The 13,862-nt window shown below is 49.1% G+C and carries 12 protein-coding genes; 6 read left to right on the top strand and 6 right to left on the bottom strand.

What is annotated here, in order from left to right; translation table 11 throughout:
* Nucleotides 1-2,469 carry a bifunctional UDP-N-acetylmuramoyl-tripeptide:D-alanyl-D-alanine ligase/alanine racemase gene (locus tag G459_RS0109070; protein WP_026967372.1) on the top strand — a complete coding sequence of 823 codons (2,469 nt, stop codon included), beginning with the start codon at nt 1-3 and terminating at the stop codon, nt 2,467-2,469.
* A gap of 71 nt (nt 2,470-2,540) precedes the next feature.
* Entirely contained in the window at nt 2,541-3,350 is an 810-nt protein-coding gene (locus tag G459_RS0109065) for an ion transporter (protein WP_026967371.1), read from the top strand.
* Here the strand turns inward: G459_RS0109065 and G459_RS0109060 are convergent.
* The 3 genes from G459_RS0109060 to G459_RS27110 form a co-directional block, all read right to left on the bottom strand.
* A complete protein-coding gene (locus G459_RS0109060; protein ID WP_026967370.1) occupies nt 3,347-4,036 on the bottom strand; it encodes a potassium channel family protein in 690 nt (229 codons plus the stop codon). The two genes, G459_RS0109065 and G459_RS0109060, sit on opposite strands and share 4 nt — an antisense overlap.
* A 121-nt stretch (nt 4,037-4,157) precedes the next feature.
* A complete protein-coding gene (locus G459_RS0109055; RefSeq protein ID WP_026967369.1) occupies nt 4,158-5,969 on the bottom strand; it encodes a TrkH family potassium uptake protein in 1,812 nt (603 codons plus the stop codon).
* A gap of 68 nt (nt 5,970-6,037) precedes the next feature.
* Nucleotides 6,038-7,255: a voltage-gated chloride channel family protein gene (locus tag G459_RS27110; RefSeq protein ID WP_342664326.1), complete on the bottom strand. Its 1,218-nt coding sequence runs from the start codon at nt 7,253-7,255 to the stop codon at nt 6,038-6,040.
* 151 nt (nt 7,256-7,406) lie between these two features.
* On the opposite strand from G459_RS27110, the gene G459_RS0109045 reads away from it, so the two are divergent.
* Nucleotides 7,407-8,300: a TIGR01777 family oxidoreductase gene (locus tag G459_RS0109045; RefSeq protein ID WP_026967368.1), complete on the top strand. Its 894-nt coding sequence runs from the start codon at nt 7,407-7,409 to the stop codon at nt 8,298-8,300.
* Nucleotides 8,301-8,302: 2 nt separating this feature from the next.
* On the opposite strand, the gene G459_RS29395 is transcribed toward G459_RS0109045, so the two are convergent.
* Genes G459_RS29395 through G459_RS30385 form a run of 3 tightly spaced genes read right to left on the bottom strand, consistent with a single transcriptional unit; the run spans nt 8,303 to nt 8,891 of the window.
* Nucleotides 8,303-8,470: a PLD nuclease N-terminal domain-containing protein gene (locus G459_RS29395; RefSeq protein WP_084454433.1), complete on the bottom strand. Its 168-nt coding sequence runs from the start codon at nt 8,468-8,470 to the stop codon at nt 8,303-8,305.
* Between the two features lie 3 nt (nt 8,471-8,473).
* Complete coding sequence (locus G459_RS0109035) at nt 8,474-8,698, bottom strand: PLDc N-terminal domain-containing protein (protein ID WP_245588150.1); 225 nt, start codon at nt 8,696-8,698, stop codon at nt 8,474-8,476.
* A 22-nt stretch (nt 8,699-8,720) separates the two neighbouring features.
* Nucleotides 8,721-8,891, bottom strand: a complete 171-nt coding sequence (locus G459_RS30385; protein ID WP_281171891.1) for a PLD nuclease N-terminal domain-containing protein — start codon at nt 8,889-8,891, stop codon at nt 8,721-8,723.
* Nucleotides 8,892-9,153: 262 nt separating this feature from the next.
* On the opposite strand from G459_RS30385, the gene G459_RS0109020 reads away from it, so the two are divergent.
* The 3 genes from G459_RS0109020 to G459_RS0109010 all read left to right on the top strand — a co-directional run bounded on the left by G459_RS0109020 (nt 9,154) and on the right by G459_RS0109010 (nt 13,857).
* Complete coding sequence (locus G459_RS0109020; RefSeq protein WP_026967365.1) at nt 9,154-11,706, top strand: M14 metallopeptidase family protein; 2,553 nt, start codon at nt 9,154-9,156, stop codon at nt 11,704-11,706.
* Between the two features lie 93 nt (nt 11,707-11,799).
* Nucleotides 11,800-12,924 carry an amidohydrolase family protein gene (locus G459_RS0109015; protein ID WP_026967364.1) on the top strand — a complete coding sequence of 375 codons (1,125 nt, stop codon included), beginning with the start codon at nt 11,800-11,802 and terminating at the stop codon, nt 12,922-12,924.
* 150 nt (nt 12,925-13,074) lie between these two features.
* Nucleotides 13,075-13,857, top strand: coding sequence for a LytR/AlgR family response regulator transcription factor (locus tag G459_RS0109010; protein WP_026967363.1), 783 nt, complete (start codon nt 13,075-13,077; stop codon nt 13,855-13,857).
* Nucleotides 13,858-13,862: the final 5 nt, after the last annotated feature.

The raw sequence follows: 13,862 nt of genomic DNA, 5'->3' as shown, positions 1-13,862 counted from the left end.
ATGCTCAGTCCGCTAACCATCGCCCAGCTCGAAAAAATCACCGGTAGTGAAGTCCAGGGCAGGGCATATTCCGGGTTGATTTCCCAGATCAGCATCGATTCCCGGCAAATTCTTCAGCCAGAGCAGGCTCTCTTTGTAACGCTTCGCGGTGCGAAAACTGACGGGGCAGCCTACATTCCTGCGTTGATCGGAGAAGGAGTCAGATGTTTTTTGGTTCATCGGGATTGGATTGTTCCTGCTGAATTGGCGGAAAAAGCAACGTTTGTCGCCGTGGAAAATACCCGTGACGCGCTTCAGGCGATTGCGTCCTTTCAACGGGCTCAGTTCGCCAAACCAGTCGTCGGCATCACTGGCAGCAACGGGAAAACGATCGTAAAAGAATGGTTGGGTCAGGTCTTGAGCCAAAGCTTTACCGTAGCCAAAAGTCCAAAAAGCTATAACTCTCAGGTAGGCGTTCCTCTTTCTATCTTTGGAATCCAGCCATACCATCAGGTCGCTTTGCTGGAAGCGGGTATCTCCAAAAACGGTGAAATGGAAGCGTTGAGTCAGATGATCCGGCCGGATTTGGGCATCTTCACCAATATCGGCACCGCTCATCAAGAGGGTTTTTCCAGTCTTGGCGAGAAAATCAGGGAAAAGCTTGTCCTTTTTTCCGAAACCAAACTGCTGATCTATTGTCGGGATCACACCTTGATCAGCACCGAAATCGAAGGGATATTCGAATCAGATCGATTGATCGCCTGGTCCACGAGCCCAGGAGCCGACTTCTCGGTTTCGATGAAAAAACAAGAAATCCAGACCAAGATCATCCTGATGAAAAGTGATCTGTCCACGTTCACTTTCCAAGTTCCGTTTACGGACTCCGCATCTCTGGAAAATATCACACATGTCATCGTTGCGGCTCTGACGCTCGGCCAAGAATTCACAGCAATCCAGACAGGTCTTGATCACCTGAGGCCCGTGGACATGCGACTGACCTTGAAGCCCGGACTGAACGACTCGCTGCTGATAGACGACACGTACAACAACGACTTGGCAGGGTTGAAAGTCGCACTGGAATTTCTCAGTCAGCAGCGTCCTAAGCGCTCAAAAGTCCTGATATTGTCCGACCTGTTGCAGCAGGGGATTCCTGAGAAAATCTATTCAGAGGTCGCCGAGCTGATCAATTCCTACGGGTTGGATCGGATCATTGGTGTGGGTAGTGAGATCCGGCGTCTTGGAGAGTTTTTTCCGGGAAAATTCGAAAACTATCCTGCGACCGAAAGTCTACTTCAGACGCTGAATCCTGAAGCATTTCAAAACGACCTGATTTTGATCACCGGCGCGCGGCCGTTTGCATTTGAGCGAATCGTCAACAAGCTTCAGCAGCGAATCCACGGGACGACATTGGAAATCAATCTGAATGCGCTTACCCACAATTTCAATTTCTTTAAGCGACAGGTCAAACCGGAAACCAAGATGATGGTAATGGTGAAGGCTTTTGCCTACGGCGGCGGTGCTGCCGAGATCGCCAATCATCTGCAGACGATGGGGGCAGATTACCTAGCCGTCGCCTTTTCCGACGAGGGTGTTTCGCTGAGAAAACAGGGAATTCGATTGCCAATCATGGTCCTCAATCCTGTGGAGGAGTCCTTTGATCTGCTACGGGAGTTTGACCTCGAGCCGGTAGTTTTCAGTCCCGAATTTTTCAAAAGCCTGGGTACCTACGCCTGCAATCATCATCTGCAGCTTTCTGTCCATTTGGATCTGGACACCGGGATGCACCGGTTGGGATTTGAAGAACAGCACATTTTCGAATTAAAGGATCTGATCGCTGCTTTTCCGGAGCTAAAGATCGCTAGCCTTTACACCCACCTGGTCGGTGCCGATGAGGAAGAGCACGAGGAATTCTCACGCGCCCAGCTTGGCCAGTTTACCGAAATGAAAGACGAAATCGTGGCCATCTTGGACTACAAGCCACTGATTCACGCGCTGAATTCCGCAGGAATCGTCCGATATCCAGAGTTCCAGATGGACATGGTCCGACTTGGCATCGGACTGTATGGCGTAGAGGTGACCGGGAAATATGACGCAGCGCTCAAGCCGGTGAGCACGCTGAAGACTACGATTTCCCAAGTCAAAGCCCTCGCTCCGGGTGCAACAGTCGGGTATTCCCGAAAGGGCCAACTAACCGCTGGCGGAAAGATTGCAACTCTGGCAATCGGCTATGCAGACGGATACGACCGCAGATTTTCACAGGGAAAAGGCTATGTCCTCATCCACGGCCAAAGGGCCCCGGTGATCGGGAATGTATGCATGGATATGGTGATGGTGGACGTCAGCGGGATCGAAGTCAAAGCGGGAGATGAAGCGGTGATCTACGGTGAAGACATCCCGCTCAAAGAACTTGCCGACCGGATTGGGACGATCCCCTACGAGCTACTGACTAATATCAGCACCCGGGTCAAGCGTGTCTATTATTTGGATTAATCCCGATTATCACACTCAGTGGAAGTGCAGGCACATAATTTGGGTTCGTTTAATTTTTTCTAAATTCCTCCATGATTATCTCCAAAAAACGGCTTGCGCATATTGTATTTGAGTCCAATGACAAGGCCTCGAAGACCTTTGACCTGGCGCTACTGGTATTGATTTTTGCCTCCGTCATCGTCGCCATCTTGGACTCGGTTTTAGAGCTTCATTTGAAATATGGTGAGGTCTTTTTCATACTCGAGCTTGCTTTCACGTTCCTGTTTACCCTGGAGTATATTCTTCGGGTTTGGCTTACCAGCAGGACGCTCAAGTATGTCACCAGCTTCTACGGCATCGTAGATCTGCTTGCTATTCTGCCGGTTTACTTGAGTTTCTTCATTGCCAACACCCAGCTGCTTTCCGTCATCCGTGCCCTGAGATTGCTTCGGGTCATCCGGATCTTGAAGTTGGGGAGGTATTTAAGCGAAGCTGATTTTTTAAGGGAATCCCTGAAAGCCAGCGCCGCAAAAATCCAGATTTTTCTATTTTCGGTATTGATGATCGTGCTCATCATGGGTACGCTGATGTTTGTGATCGAGGGGCCCGAAAGCGGGTTTACCAGCATCCCTGTGGGAATGTATTGGGCCATCGTAACGCTTACCACGGTGGGCTTCGGGGATATTACGCCCATCACTCCGGTCGGGCAGCTGCTTGCCTCGCTGATCATGCTGATGGGCTACGCCATCATCGCGGTACCCACGGGAATTGTAAGCTCAGAGATGGCCAGAAGACGGAAAACTGAGGATTTCCACGACCACAAATCCTGTACCTTCTGCGGCTTCGACAGACTTGATCCAAATGATAACTACTGTCGGAAATGCGGGGAAAAGGCAGGCTAAATCTCCAGATTGAGGAAGTCCTGTATGTTTTTGATCTTTCCGAAGATCAACAAAATATCCTCCGATTCGAATACGTAGTCCGCCGAAATCACCCCGGCCACTTCGCGCTGCGGCAATTTGATTCCGAGTAGGTTGGTCTTCTCTTTTTCCTTGATCGTGGTCATGATATTCAGGGAAAATTCCTTCCGGATATTGGCAGACCCGACCGTCATACCCACGTATCGCTTGGGCACTTTTACTTCGACGATGTTGTAATCGTCCGAGATCTCCAATGAATCCAAAACTCCCTTTAACTGGAGCCTCTTTGCCAATCGCTCGGCGGTTTCCTCCTCCGGATGGATGATTTCATCGACTCCTATGGCGCGGATGACCGTTTCGTGAAGCGCGTTGATCGCTCTGCCGATGATGCGCTTGGTCTTCAACTGCTTAAAAATCGCTGTCGCGAGGATCGACGCTCCCACATCTTCTCCAATCGCGATGATGATGACATCCACATCCTTCATCGGCAGCGTGTGTACCGCATGCTGGTCGGTGGCATCGAGCACCATCGCATAGGTGACGTGCTCTTTGATCTGGTCTATCTTGGTCTCACTATTGTCCACACCCACCACCTCATGACCGAGATCTGTCAGTCTTTTGGCGAGGTAGGAACCAAAGTTTCCCATTCCAACAATGATGTATTTCATCTGTTTATAATTTGTTTTTTAGCGGTCAGACAGCCTGTCCTTAACTTGATTCGGGAGAATGCCCGGAATAATCAACTCACTGGGCGACGTTTGCGCCATACTTGATTTCATAGCCTTGGAATTAAGTAATGTAGACGGTCTCTTCGGGATATTTATAACGGCGTTCTTTGATTTTTCGGCTTACGGCGACCAAGATCGTCAGGGTGCCCACTCTGCCAAAAAACATCACGACGGCCACTACCAGTTTGCTTGCGGTACTCAACTGAGCCGTAATGCCCAAGCTAAGCCCAACGGTGGAATAGGCCGAAAAAATCTCAAAAGCAACGTCGATCAAATCCAGTTCGGGATTGAAAACGGTCACCAAAAAGACCCCCAACCCAATGGTAAAGAACGACAACGCGATGACTGCGAAAGCCTTTCTATGCGTCTCGGCAGAGATTTGTCTTCCGAATACTTCCACCCTCCGTCGGCCTGTCGCGACCGCCCAGGTGTTCAATAGCGCGACGGCAAAGGTGCTGGTTTTGATTCCCCCGCCGGTCGATCCCGGCGATGCGCCGATCCACATCAGGATCAGGTAAATCAAGATCGTCGGCACCGAAAGAGCCGTCATGTCGACTGAATTGAACCCGGCAGTCCGGGGAGTCACCGCACCGAAAAAGGACGTCACGAATTTTCCATACAAACTGAGCCCCTTGAGAGTGAAGTCCGCCTCGAAAAACCAATACGTGATGAAACCCACGAGCAACAAGATACCTGAAGTGTAGATCACCAGCCGGGTATTGATGTTGGAAACCCGGGGCGTATGACGGTACATCTCGCCGAAAAAAACGAATCGAAAGGTCCCTTTCAACACCCGAAGGATGTAATTGTAATAGTTGATAAACACCGGGAAGCCGATACCACCCAACACGATCGTCACTGCAACGACCAAGTGCATGTGATACAGAAACCTAAAGCCCGGCTCGTACAGACCGGCACTGAGCGTCGAAAAGCCGGCGTTGCAAAAGGCCGAAATCGCGTGGAAGCTTGCGAAAAATATCTTCCTACCAGCACTGTCAAACAGTGTATCATCGGTAAAAAAATAAATCAGAAGTGCCGCAGAAAACTCAACCAACAGCGTAAAGATGACGATCTTGATCAAGGTCGAAGAGATCGCTCCGACGTTATTTTCATTGATATAGTCCCGGATGAAAAGGCTATTTTCGATCGAAAGGCTTCCCTTGAAGAAAAATCCAAAGAACGTCGTGAAGGTCATCATCCCCAACCCTCCGATCTGAAACAAAGTCATGATGATCACCTGCCCAAACGGTGTGAAAGCCGTCGAAGTGTCCAATACAATCAGTCCCGTCACGCACACCGCCGATGTCGCCGTGAAAAACGCATCAATCAAGCTGATCCCCGCCGTAGTGGAGCGGGGCAGATAGAGAAGCGCCGTGCCGATGACTGTCAGAATAGAAAAGCTTAGAATGAAAATCAAGGACGGGCTAAGCTTAAGCTTATTGACCAAAAGGCTGAATTTCCCCAGTTCTTGCAGAAAAATCAGCGTCACGAAGATGTTTGTGAGGATGTATTTTTTGGAAAAAAGAAGGACATCCGGCGAATAACCCCCAAACACGTCCCAACGGATCAGCACTGAGACCAACAGGAAAATCGCCACCACAAATTCAAAGACGATGCGCCTGTTCTTTACTGATAGATTCGAAAGGATATTTCTCAGGATAATCGCCAAACCCAGCAAAAACACCATGGCCTCAAAAACCTTCGTTGTAAAGAAGAGCTTCTCGGGATCCGTAGTGTAGCCCAGCTGATAGATCATCAGGCCAAAAGCACCAAAACTCAAATACCGCATCGTTTGGCTGAATACCAAAATCAGCTGCTTGATAAACTGGAGATTCTGATCAGGATTGGAAAAAAACCGGAAGTTAAACCTCATTAGTTGGCCTTTTGGATGGCATCAAAATATAATTCTCGACTCAAAAACAACTTGAAAGGTACTTCATTTTACAATCGCCAAAGATATTTGGCTTCTAAATTTTGGGAGGCATAGATACTTCCTTTTCCGCTGAAAAAATAAGCGATCAGACAGGCCAAGCCAAGGAAAATCCCCGATTCATATCCAAAAAGCTCCATTCCCATCACCGTACAAGCCATCGGCGTGTTGGTAGCTCCTGAGAAAACACCGACAAATCCCATCGCTGCCAAGAGCGACAGAGGCAACGGAATCCACGCAGCAAGCGCGTTGCCCAAGGTCGCTCCAGTGAAGAAAAGCGGAGTCACCTCCCCCCCCTTAAATCCCGACCCCAACGTGAGGCCAGTTAACCCCGTCTTTGCAAGCCAATCATACCAAGGTAACGGCGTCTCAAAAGCCTCCACAATCCTCGGGATGCCCAATCCGATGTACGTAGTCGATCCCGAGAAATACACCAACGAGGCTACTAATACCCCCCCAACCAGAGGACGAAAGGGAGGATATGAGATCACTTTCTTGAAGAGATCAGAGACCAAGTGACCCGTCTCTGCAAAGAGCCTCGCAGCGAGGCCAAAGGCTATCCCAGCCGGAATCACCCAAGCAAGACTGGCCGCTGAATAGCCCGGCATCTCAGGGCTGGTATAAAAGGTGTGGCCAACCCCCCAGATCTCCTGACACATCCAATCGGCCACAAATGCCGTCAAAAACGCCGGAAACAGCGATTCCCAGCGAAACTTCCTCACCAGCATCCATTCCAGAGAGAAAATTGCCCCGGCCAGCGGAGTACCAAATACCGACGCAAATCCACCCGACACGCCGCAGATGAGAAGTATCCTCCGATGTCTCTTATCGAGCGCAAACCACTTGCTGAGTTGATCGGCCAGCGATCCGCCCATCTGCACCGCAGTGCCTTCCCGGCCCGCCGAGCCTCCAAAAAGATGCGTGAAAATCGTCCCAAAAAACACCAAGGGAGTCATCCTCAAAGGGATGGGGTTTCGATCCGCGTAGAGTGCATCGAGCAGCAGGTTGTTCCCTTTTGCAGAATTGGCTCCATATTGGTAATAAATGTAACCAATGCCCAAACCGGCAAGCGGCAGGAGAGTTATCAGCCAGGGATTGGCCTCGCGTGCGCTGGTCGCAAAATCAAGGGAAACCAGAAAAATAGCAGAAGCTGAACCGGAAACAATCCCCACCAATGCCGCCATTGCAAGCCAAAAACCAATGTATTGCGTGATTTCTCTACCGTTCACGATGAGGGATTTGGCACAAAGTAACAGTAGAAAACAAAAAATTAAACTAATTGCCAAATAAATAGACCCAAACAACTGCTCGGTCACATGTCCTGAAAATGAACAATTCGACAAAATCCGGGAATTCAGTTTACTTTAGAATCCATTACCCATGAAGCAAATTTTAATAACCGGAGGATCAGGGCTAATCGGTCGGCACATCACCGACCTGTTGGTGGAGAAAGGCTACCAGATAGCCTGGCTGAGCCGAAGTGTGCAAGATGAGCGAAAGACTTTCCTGTGGAACATTGAGAAGCAGGAGATTGACCCCGAAGCAATCGAATGGGCCGATGCCATCATTCATTTGGCCGGAGCCGGAGTTGCGGAAAAGCGCTGGACGCCTGAGCGCAAAAAAATCATCCTGGAGTCGCGAACACACAGTACCCGTTTGCTTTACGCCGGGATGGAAAAAGCACAAAATCGGCCAAATACCTTCATTTCAGCGTCAGCGGTAGGGTACTATGGGCTTGACACAGGTACTACTTTGGTAGATGAGGCCAGCCCTCCTGGCAGTGACTTTTTAGCTGAAGTGGTGAAGGCCTGGGAAAACGAGGTGAAAAGAATCGAAAGTCTGGACGTCCGGACGGTAATGCTGCGGACGGGGATCGTCTTGGATGCCGATGGAGGAGCCTTGAAGGAAATGCTTAAGCCGCCCGTAGCCGCTCCGCTGGGTTCGGGTGATCAGTGGATGAGTTGGATTCATATCGAAGATCTCGTGCGGATGTATCTCTTTGCCTTGGAGAAGACAACCCTACAGGGTGCCTACAACGCCGTCGGGCCTAATCCAGCTACCAATCAACAACTCACACATGAGGCCGCCTATGCCACCGGCAAAACGTACATTGGAATCGGAGTTCCTGGGTTTTTGCTAAGATTAATCTTGGGAGAAATGGCCGCGATGGTGCTGGGTGGCAACCGGGTTTCCTGTCAAAAAATCCAGAAAGCGGGTTTTCAATTTGAGTTTTTTGAGCTTTCAGCTGCGCTGAAAGACATCTTCCGGCGCTAAGCTCAGAGTCTTTTGCCTCTCCCCACCAAAAACCACAGGAGGGTGCCCAAAAAGGGTAACAGCACTACGATGATGATCCAGATCAGCCGGTCGTTTGGATTGGCAAAACGACTCGTGACCACATCATAGATGGTGTACATGTAAACGGCAAGTCCGAGAAATTTCCACATTGCTTAAGTCATTTTCGTGTTTTCACCCAATATAAGATAGGCTATAGGCCCAAGACCATGCGCAAATAGCAAGATGATCACCCAAATCAGCTTCATGTTCGGGTCCCTAAAATCAGACCGGATCACATCCACCAGGCAATACACCCAAAGGAGAAAGTATGCTAGGCCAAAAAGTATGAAGAAGAGAAATCCTCCGCCTCCCATGTTTTGAATAAAATCGATTGTCATTCTTTAAGAATTAAGGCTTATGTTATTTGAACTTTGGAGTGAATTTTCTGGACTGATTTTTATTCTTTTTACCAAGAAAAAGGTAAATCAAGGCTCCGAAGAATGGAAAGAATAAAATTAGGACCACCCAAGTTAGTTTCATCAGCGGCTCTCTGAACTCACTGCGAATCACATCTACTAGCGCATAAATCATCAACCCAAAATAGGCAAGCGTCACAAGTGCAGATCCAACTTGCCAAAATATAAGACCACTTCCGGGCGTTACTAGCTCCATTTCTTTTCTTCCATTAATTTTACCACCGATCCAAAATAGCTTTTTTTGTCCCGATTAAGTAACAATTTAGTCCGAAGTAAACCCCAATCCATGAAATCGAACAAGACAAAAGCGACACACAGTCGTGTCATTGTCCCAAAGCGAGATTTCATATGGCCTTTAAAAAGCAAATTATAAACACATGAAAAAGTACACGCTTGCAGTGCTTTTAGCTCTTTTTACCACACTCACGTTCGCTCAGGATCTGAGCTATTACCTGCCCAAAGGCTACACGTACAATCCCGCCGTTCCGACGCCAAAGCAGATTTTGGGCTACGAAGTGGGCGAATGGCACGTGACGCATGATCAACTGGTCATGTACATGAAAGCCGTAGCCGAGGCTTCCGACCGGGTGACTTTCGAGGAAACGGGGAGATCCTACGAAAAACGACCGCAGACCTTACTGACGATTACTTCTCCGGCCAATCTCGGAAAGCTTGACCAAATCAAAGCCGAAAGGCGCAAGTTGAGGACTCCCGGGGCTTCTGTCAATATTGAGAATATGCCAGTCGTAATGTACATGGGCTACTCGGTCCATGGCAACGAACCCAGCGGAGCCAACGCCGCCCTGATCGCTGCTTACCATTTTGCAGCAGCCAATGAAATTGCAGCAGATCTGGAGACTATGGTTTTGCTCCTTGATCCGGCCATCAATCCGGACGGACTGAACCGATTTGCCTCCTGGGTCAATTCGCACAAAGCGTATATCCTCAACGGAGATCCGGCCCAGCGAGAGCTGAACGAAGCTTGGCCCCGTGGCAGAACCAACCACTATTGGTTTGACCTCAACCGCGACTGGCTGCCGGTGCAGCATCCTGAATCGAGAAACCGCGTGAAAGTTTTTCAGGCTTGGCTGCCGAATATCCACTTGGATTTCCACGAGATGGGCACCAACAGCACCTTTTTCTTTCAGCCGGGAGTACCCGCCCGAATGCACCCGCTCACCCCGGAGAAAAACTTTGAGCTGACCGAGAAGATCGGAACCTATCATGCCAAAGCGCTGGATCAGATCGGATCACTCTATTACAATCAGGAAAACTACGACGACTTCTACTACGGAAAGGGCTCTACCTATCCCGACGTGCAGGGCTCAATCGGGATTCTCTTTGAGCAGGCCAGCTCCAGAGGACATCTTCAGGAAAGCACAAATGGCATGTTGAGTTTCCCCTTCACGATTAGAAACCAGTTTACCGCCAATCTTTCGTCCTATCAGGCTGCGAAAGAAATGCGTGTGGAGCTGAATCAGTGGATGAAGGATTTTTACACAGAGATCAAAAACGAAACCACCGCCGATGTCAACAAAGCTTACATCTTTGGAGCCAAAGAGGACGATGCGAGGAGCTTTCATTTGGCCGATCTGATTTTGCAGCACGACATCAAGGTCTTCGCGATGAACGAGGACATCACCGTCAACGGGAAGCAGTTTAAGAAGGAAACATCTTACATCGTGCCGGCAGATCAGCCGCAGTACCGCTTGATCAAGGCGATGTTTGAGACTAGGACCAACTTCCAAGACAGCTTGTTTTACGACATTTCTGCCTGGACCTATCCGATGGCATTCCATCTTGACTTCATGGCGCTAAACAGTAAGATACTGAACCTCGCCAGCGTCACCCAAGTGGACAAAGCCAATTTTGCTCTTGCTCCAGGCAAGGTCGTCGGAGAGGCGGGAGCCTATCAATACGCACTGGAATGGTCAGACTATTATTCCCCTAAAGCCGCCTATCAGTTGCTAAAAGCAGGGTTTTTGGTTCGCGTTGCCAATGCGGAGTTTACTACACCTGACGGAAAGACCTTCCGTCGGGGGACGCTCTTGATCGACAAAGGAAAATCCGGCCTGGATAATGCCGCTTTTTTCTCCAAACTCCAGGAAATCGCCACCTCAGCAAATGTGGACATCCATGCGATCAGCACGGGCTACACGGGCGGAGCAAATATGGGATCGACGTTCATGGTGCCGCTGAAAACTCCCCAAATCGCCCTCTTGGTGGATGGTGGCGTGGACAGCGGAGAAGCTGGCGAAATCTGGCACTTGCTCGATCAACGAATGAAAATGCCCGTGACTTTGCTGCCTGTCGGATCAGTGTCTATGGCAAATCTGGATCGCTACAATGTGATCTTGATGGCTGACGGAAACTACGGGTCGCTTGGAAAATCAGGCGCGGAAAAGCTGAAAGAATGGACTTCTAAAGGCGGAACTCTTGTCGCAAAAGGCGGAGCACTTCGTTGGTTGACACAGCAGGAGATCGGCAACTTTACCTTTCGCGAAGTCGACAATGCGGAGAAAGGCGTGCAAAAAAGCTATGCAGACTTTGAAAATGCAACGGGCGCGAAAGGCACCTTCGGAGCGATCTTCAAAGCCAATCTGGACCTCACCCACCCAATTGGCTACGGCTACGCCGAAAAGGAGATCTACAGCTTCCGAAATGACAACTTCTTCATGGAAGTATCGCCAAATCCCTACGCCAACCCGCTGGTGTATACCGCCGATCCTTTGGCCTCAGGCTACTTGCATCCAAGCAATCTTCCCGGAATTCAAAACGGCAGTGTGATACGGGTTTCAGGTGTTGGTCGCGGCCGCATCATCGGTTTTGCAGACAATCCTAACTTCCGGGCCTTCTGGTTTGGCACGAACAAGCTGTTCATGAATTCAATCTTCTTCGGTCAGGTAATCGACGGAGGAACTGCCCGATAACAAATTAAAATCCCGGTTTCCCCACCGGGATTTCTTTTTTTCCGCCCAAAGAATTTTTGCATCCATTTCCCTCCTTTCTCAGTTAAATCGCTCATGAAGAAATCGCTACTCCAAATTTCCTTTTCCATTTTAGCATTTGGCCTGACTTCAGGCGCCACACTGGCTCAGGACATGAGCTTTGAGAATTACAATCCCCCCTCGACGCTGAAAGTCCCGGAGCACCCGGTGACTCGGGCCAAGTTCCCCTTCATCGATATCCACAGCCATCAGGGAGGTGTTAACAAAGCAAAGATCGACCAGCTCACTTCGGAGATGGATGAGATCAACATGGCCATCATGATCAATCTCAGCGGTCGTGGATTCGGGCAGGGCAACAGCAATACCCAGCAGGAATACATCAAAGGCATGATGAATGAGTTCAAAACTCACGCTTCAGGACGGTTTATGGTATTTACCAATCTGAATTTCAACGGTTTTGGGACTCCTGAATGGACAGCTTTGGCGGTTAAGGAGATGGAAGAGGATGTCCAGGCCGGGGCGGTAGGCTTGAAGATCTACAAAAGCCTGGGTCTGAATACAAAAGATAACAATGGAAATAGAATCCCTGTAGATCATCCCGATTTGGATCCGGTTTGGAAAAAGGCCGGAGAACTCGGCATTCCTGTCTTGATCCATTCCGCCGACCCCGCACAGTTTTGGCAGCCGATGGACTCTACCAACGAGCGTTGGCTAGAACTGAAGCTCAATCCAAACCGCAAACGATCCGACACCGACCCGGTGCCTTTTGCCCAGATCATGGCTGAGCAGCACAATATCTTTGCAAAACACCCCAAGACAACTTTCATCAATGCGCACATGGGCTGGATGGCTAATGACCTGGATGCCGCCGGGGCACATCTGGACAAGTACCCGAATGTCAACTACGAGATTGGAGCAATCATAGCGGAACTGGGCCGGCAGCCCCGACGGGCAAAAGAATTCTTTACGAAATACCAGGATCGTATTCTTTTCGGCAAAGACGCCTACAACAAGGAGGAATTCTACACTTATTTCCGGGTGTTGGAGACGGAGGACGAATATTTTCCCTACTACAAGAAGTACCACGCGTATTGGAAGATGTATGGACTCGGCCTGCCAGACGAGGTGCTGAAAAAAGTGTATTATAAAAACGCGCTTCGCATAGTCCCGGGATTGGACAAGACCTTGTTTCCGGAGTAAAAATGGATTGTGCTTCCATAGCTGAAGAGGGCCTCGTTACAATAGATGAGGCCTTTTTTATTTTCAAAATCTATAGAAAGCGGATAACTTCATCCAAGAGGGTCATTCTAAACTACTGTGGATACACATCGGGCAATTTTCCAAAGACGGATGTCGAAACAAAAAAAAGTAAGAAACCTAATCCTGCTTTTGGTAGCGCTGTTGGGGATCACGATACTTCAGGACTATCTCCAATCCGGATACCAAGACCACGCGTTCTATTTTTCCGAATCGCTACTTTTCAACCTGTTTTGGCCCCTGATCATTCCAGTCACTTTAATCTTGAGCTCGACATTTAAGCATGTTAAAACCCTTTCCAAATGGACCAAACGAGCACTTTTCGTGCTCTTGGCCACGATCTTCCATCTGCTACTTTTTGCCTTTTTAGTGTTTGCTGTTTCTGGACTATTCTATGATCACACCTTTGGATTTTTTGGCAATCTCGTCTATTCCCTTTCCCATGATCTGTACAAATATCTGCTCATCTACACCGCGATTTCCCTGATTCCTACGCAAAAATTGCCCGATACGAAAATTCAAAAATCCGGCGAATATCCTGACTTTTTGCTTCTTCAGTCGGGAAAAAGGACCGAGAAAATTCCCACGGAATCCATTCTTTTTACTGCTTCAGCCACACCCTATGTCGAGTTTTTTACTGCCGAAAAAAAGTACCTGCAGCATGGATCACTTAAATCATTTTCGGAAAAACTGAACCCTTCAGTCTTTGTACGAATCCATAAAACCACCTTGGTAAATGTCAGCAAAGTGGATTCGATCAGTTCCCGAGGCAATGGAGATTATGATCTCTTGCTTTCCAATGGACAGGCACTTCGGCTGAGCAGAAATTACGTCCCCGACTTTCGAAGCAGATTCGAGCAAGCGCCCACAGGTTGATATAG

This window comes from Algoriphagus terrigena DSM 22685 (assembly GCF_000429445.1).
Taxonomy (GTDB): Bacteria; Bacteroidota; Bacteroidia; order Cytophagales; family Cyclobacteriaceae; genus Algoriphagus; species Algoriphagus terrigena.
This window is presented reverse-complemented; position numbering and strand designations above follow the sequence as displayed.

Excerpts from the sequence above, each read along its gene's own strand:
- G459_RS0109070 (WP_026967372.1), top strand. The coding sequence starts at position 1 with ATGCTCAGTCCGCTAACCATCGCCCAGCTCGAAAAAATCACCGGTAGT.
- G459_RS0109065 (WP_026967371.1), top strand. The coding sequence starts at position 2,541 with ATGATTATCTCCAAAAAACGGCTTGCGCATATTGTATTTGAGTCCAAT.
- G459_RS0109060 (WP_026967370.1), bottom strand. The coding sequence starts at position 4,036 with ATGAAATACATCATTGTTGGAATGGGAAACTTTGGTTCCTACCTCGCC.
- G459_RS0109055 (WP_026967369.1), bottom strand. The coding sequence starts at position 5,969 with ATGAGGTTTAACTTCCGGTTTTTTTCCAATCCTGATCAGAATCTCCAG.
- G459_RS0109045 (WP_026967368.1), top strand. The coding sequence starts at position 7,407 with ATGAAGCAAATTTTAATAACCGGAGGATCAGGGCTAATCGGTCGGCAC.
- G459_RS29395 (WP_084454433.1), bottom strand. The coding sequence starts at position 8,470 with ATGTGGAAATTTCTCGGACTTGCCGTTTACATGTACACCATCTATGAT.
- G459_RS0109035 (WP_245588150.1), bottom strand. The coding sequence starts at position 8,698 with ATGACAATCGATTTTATTCAAAACATGGGAGGCGGAGGATTTCTCTTC.
- G459_RS30385 (WP_281171891.1), bottom strand. The coding sequence starts at position 8,891 with ATGATTTATGCGCTAGTAGATGTGATTCGCAGTGAGTTCAGAGAGCCG.
- G459_RS0109020 (WP_026967365.1), top strand. The coding sequence starts at position 9,154 with ATGAAAAAGTACACGCTTGCAGTGCTTTTAGCTCTTTTTACCACACTC.
- G459_RS0109015 (WP_026967364.1), top strand. The coding sequence starts at position 11,800 with ATGAAGAAATCGCTACTCCAAATTTCCTTTTCCATTTTAGCATTTGGC.
- G459_RS0109010 (WP_026967363.1), top strand. The coding sequence starts at position 13,075 with ATGTCGAAACAAAAAAAAGTAAGAAACCTAATCCTGCTTTTGGTAGCG.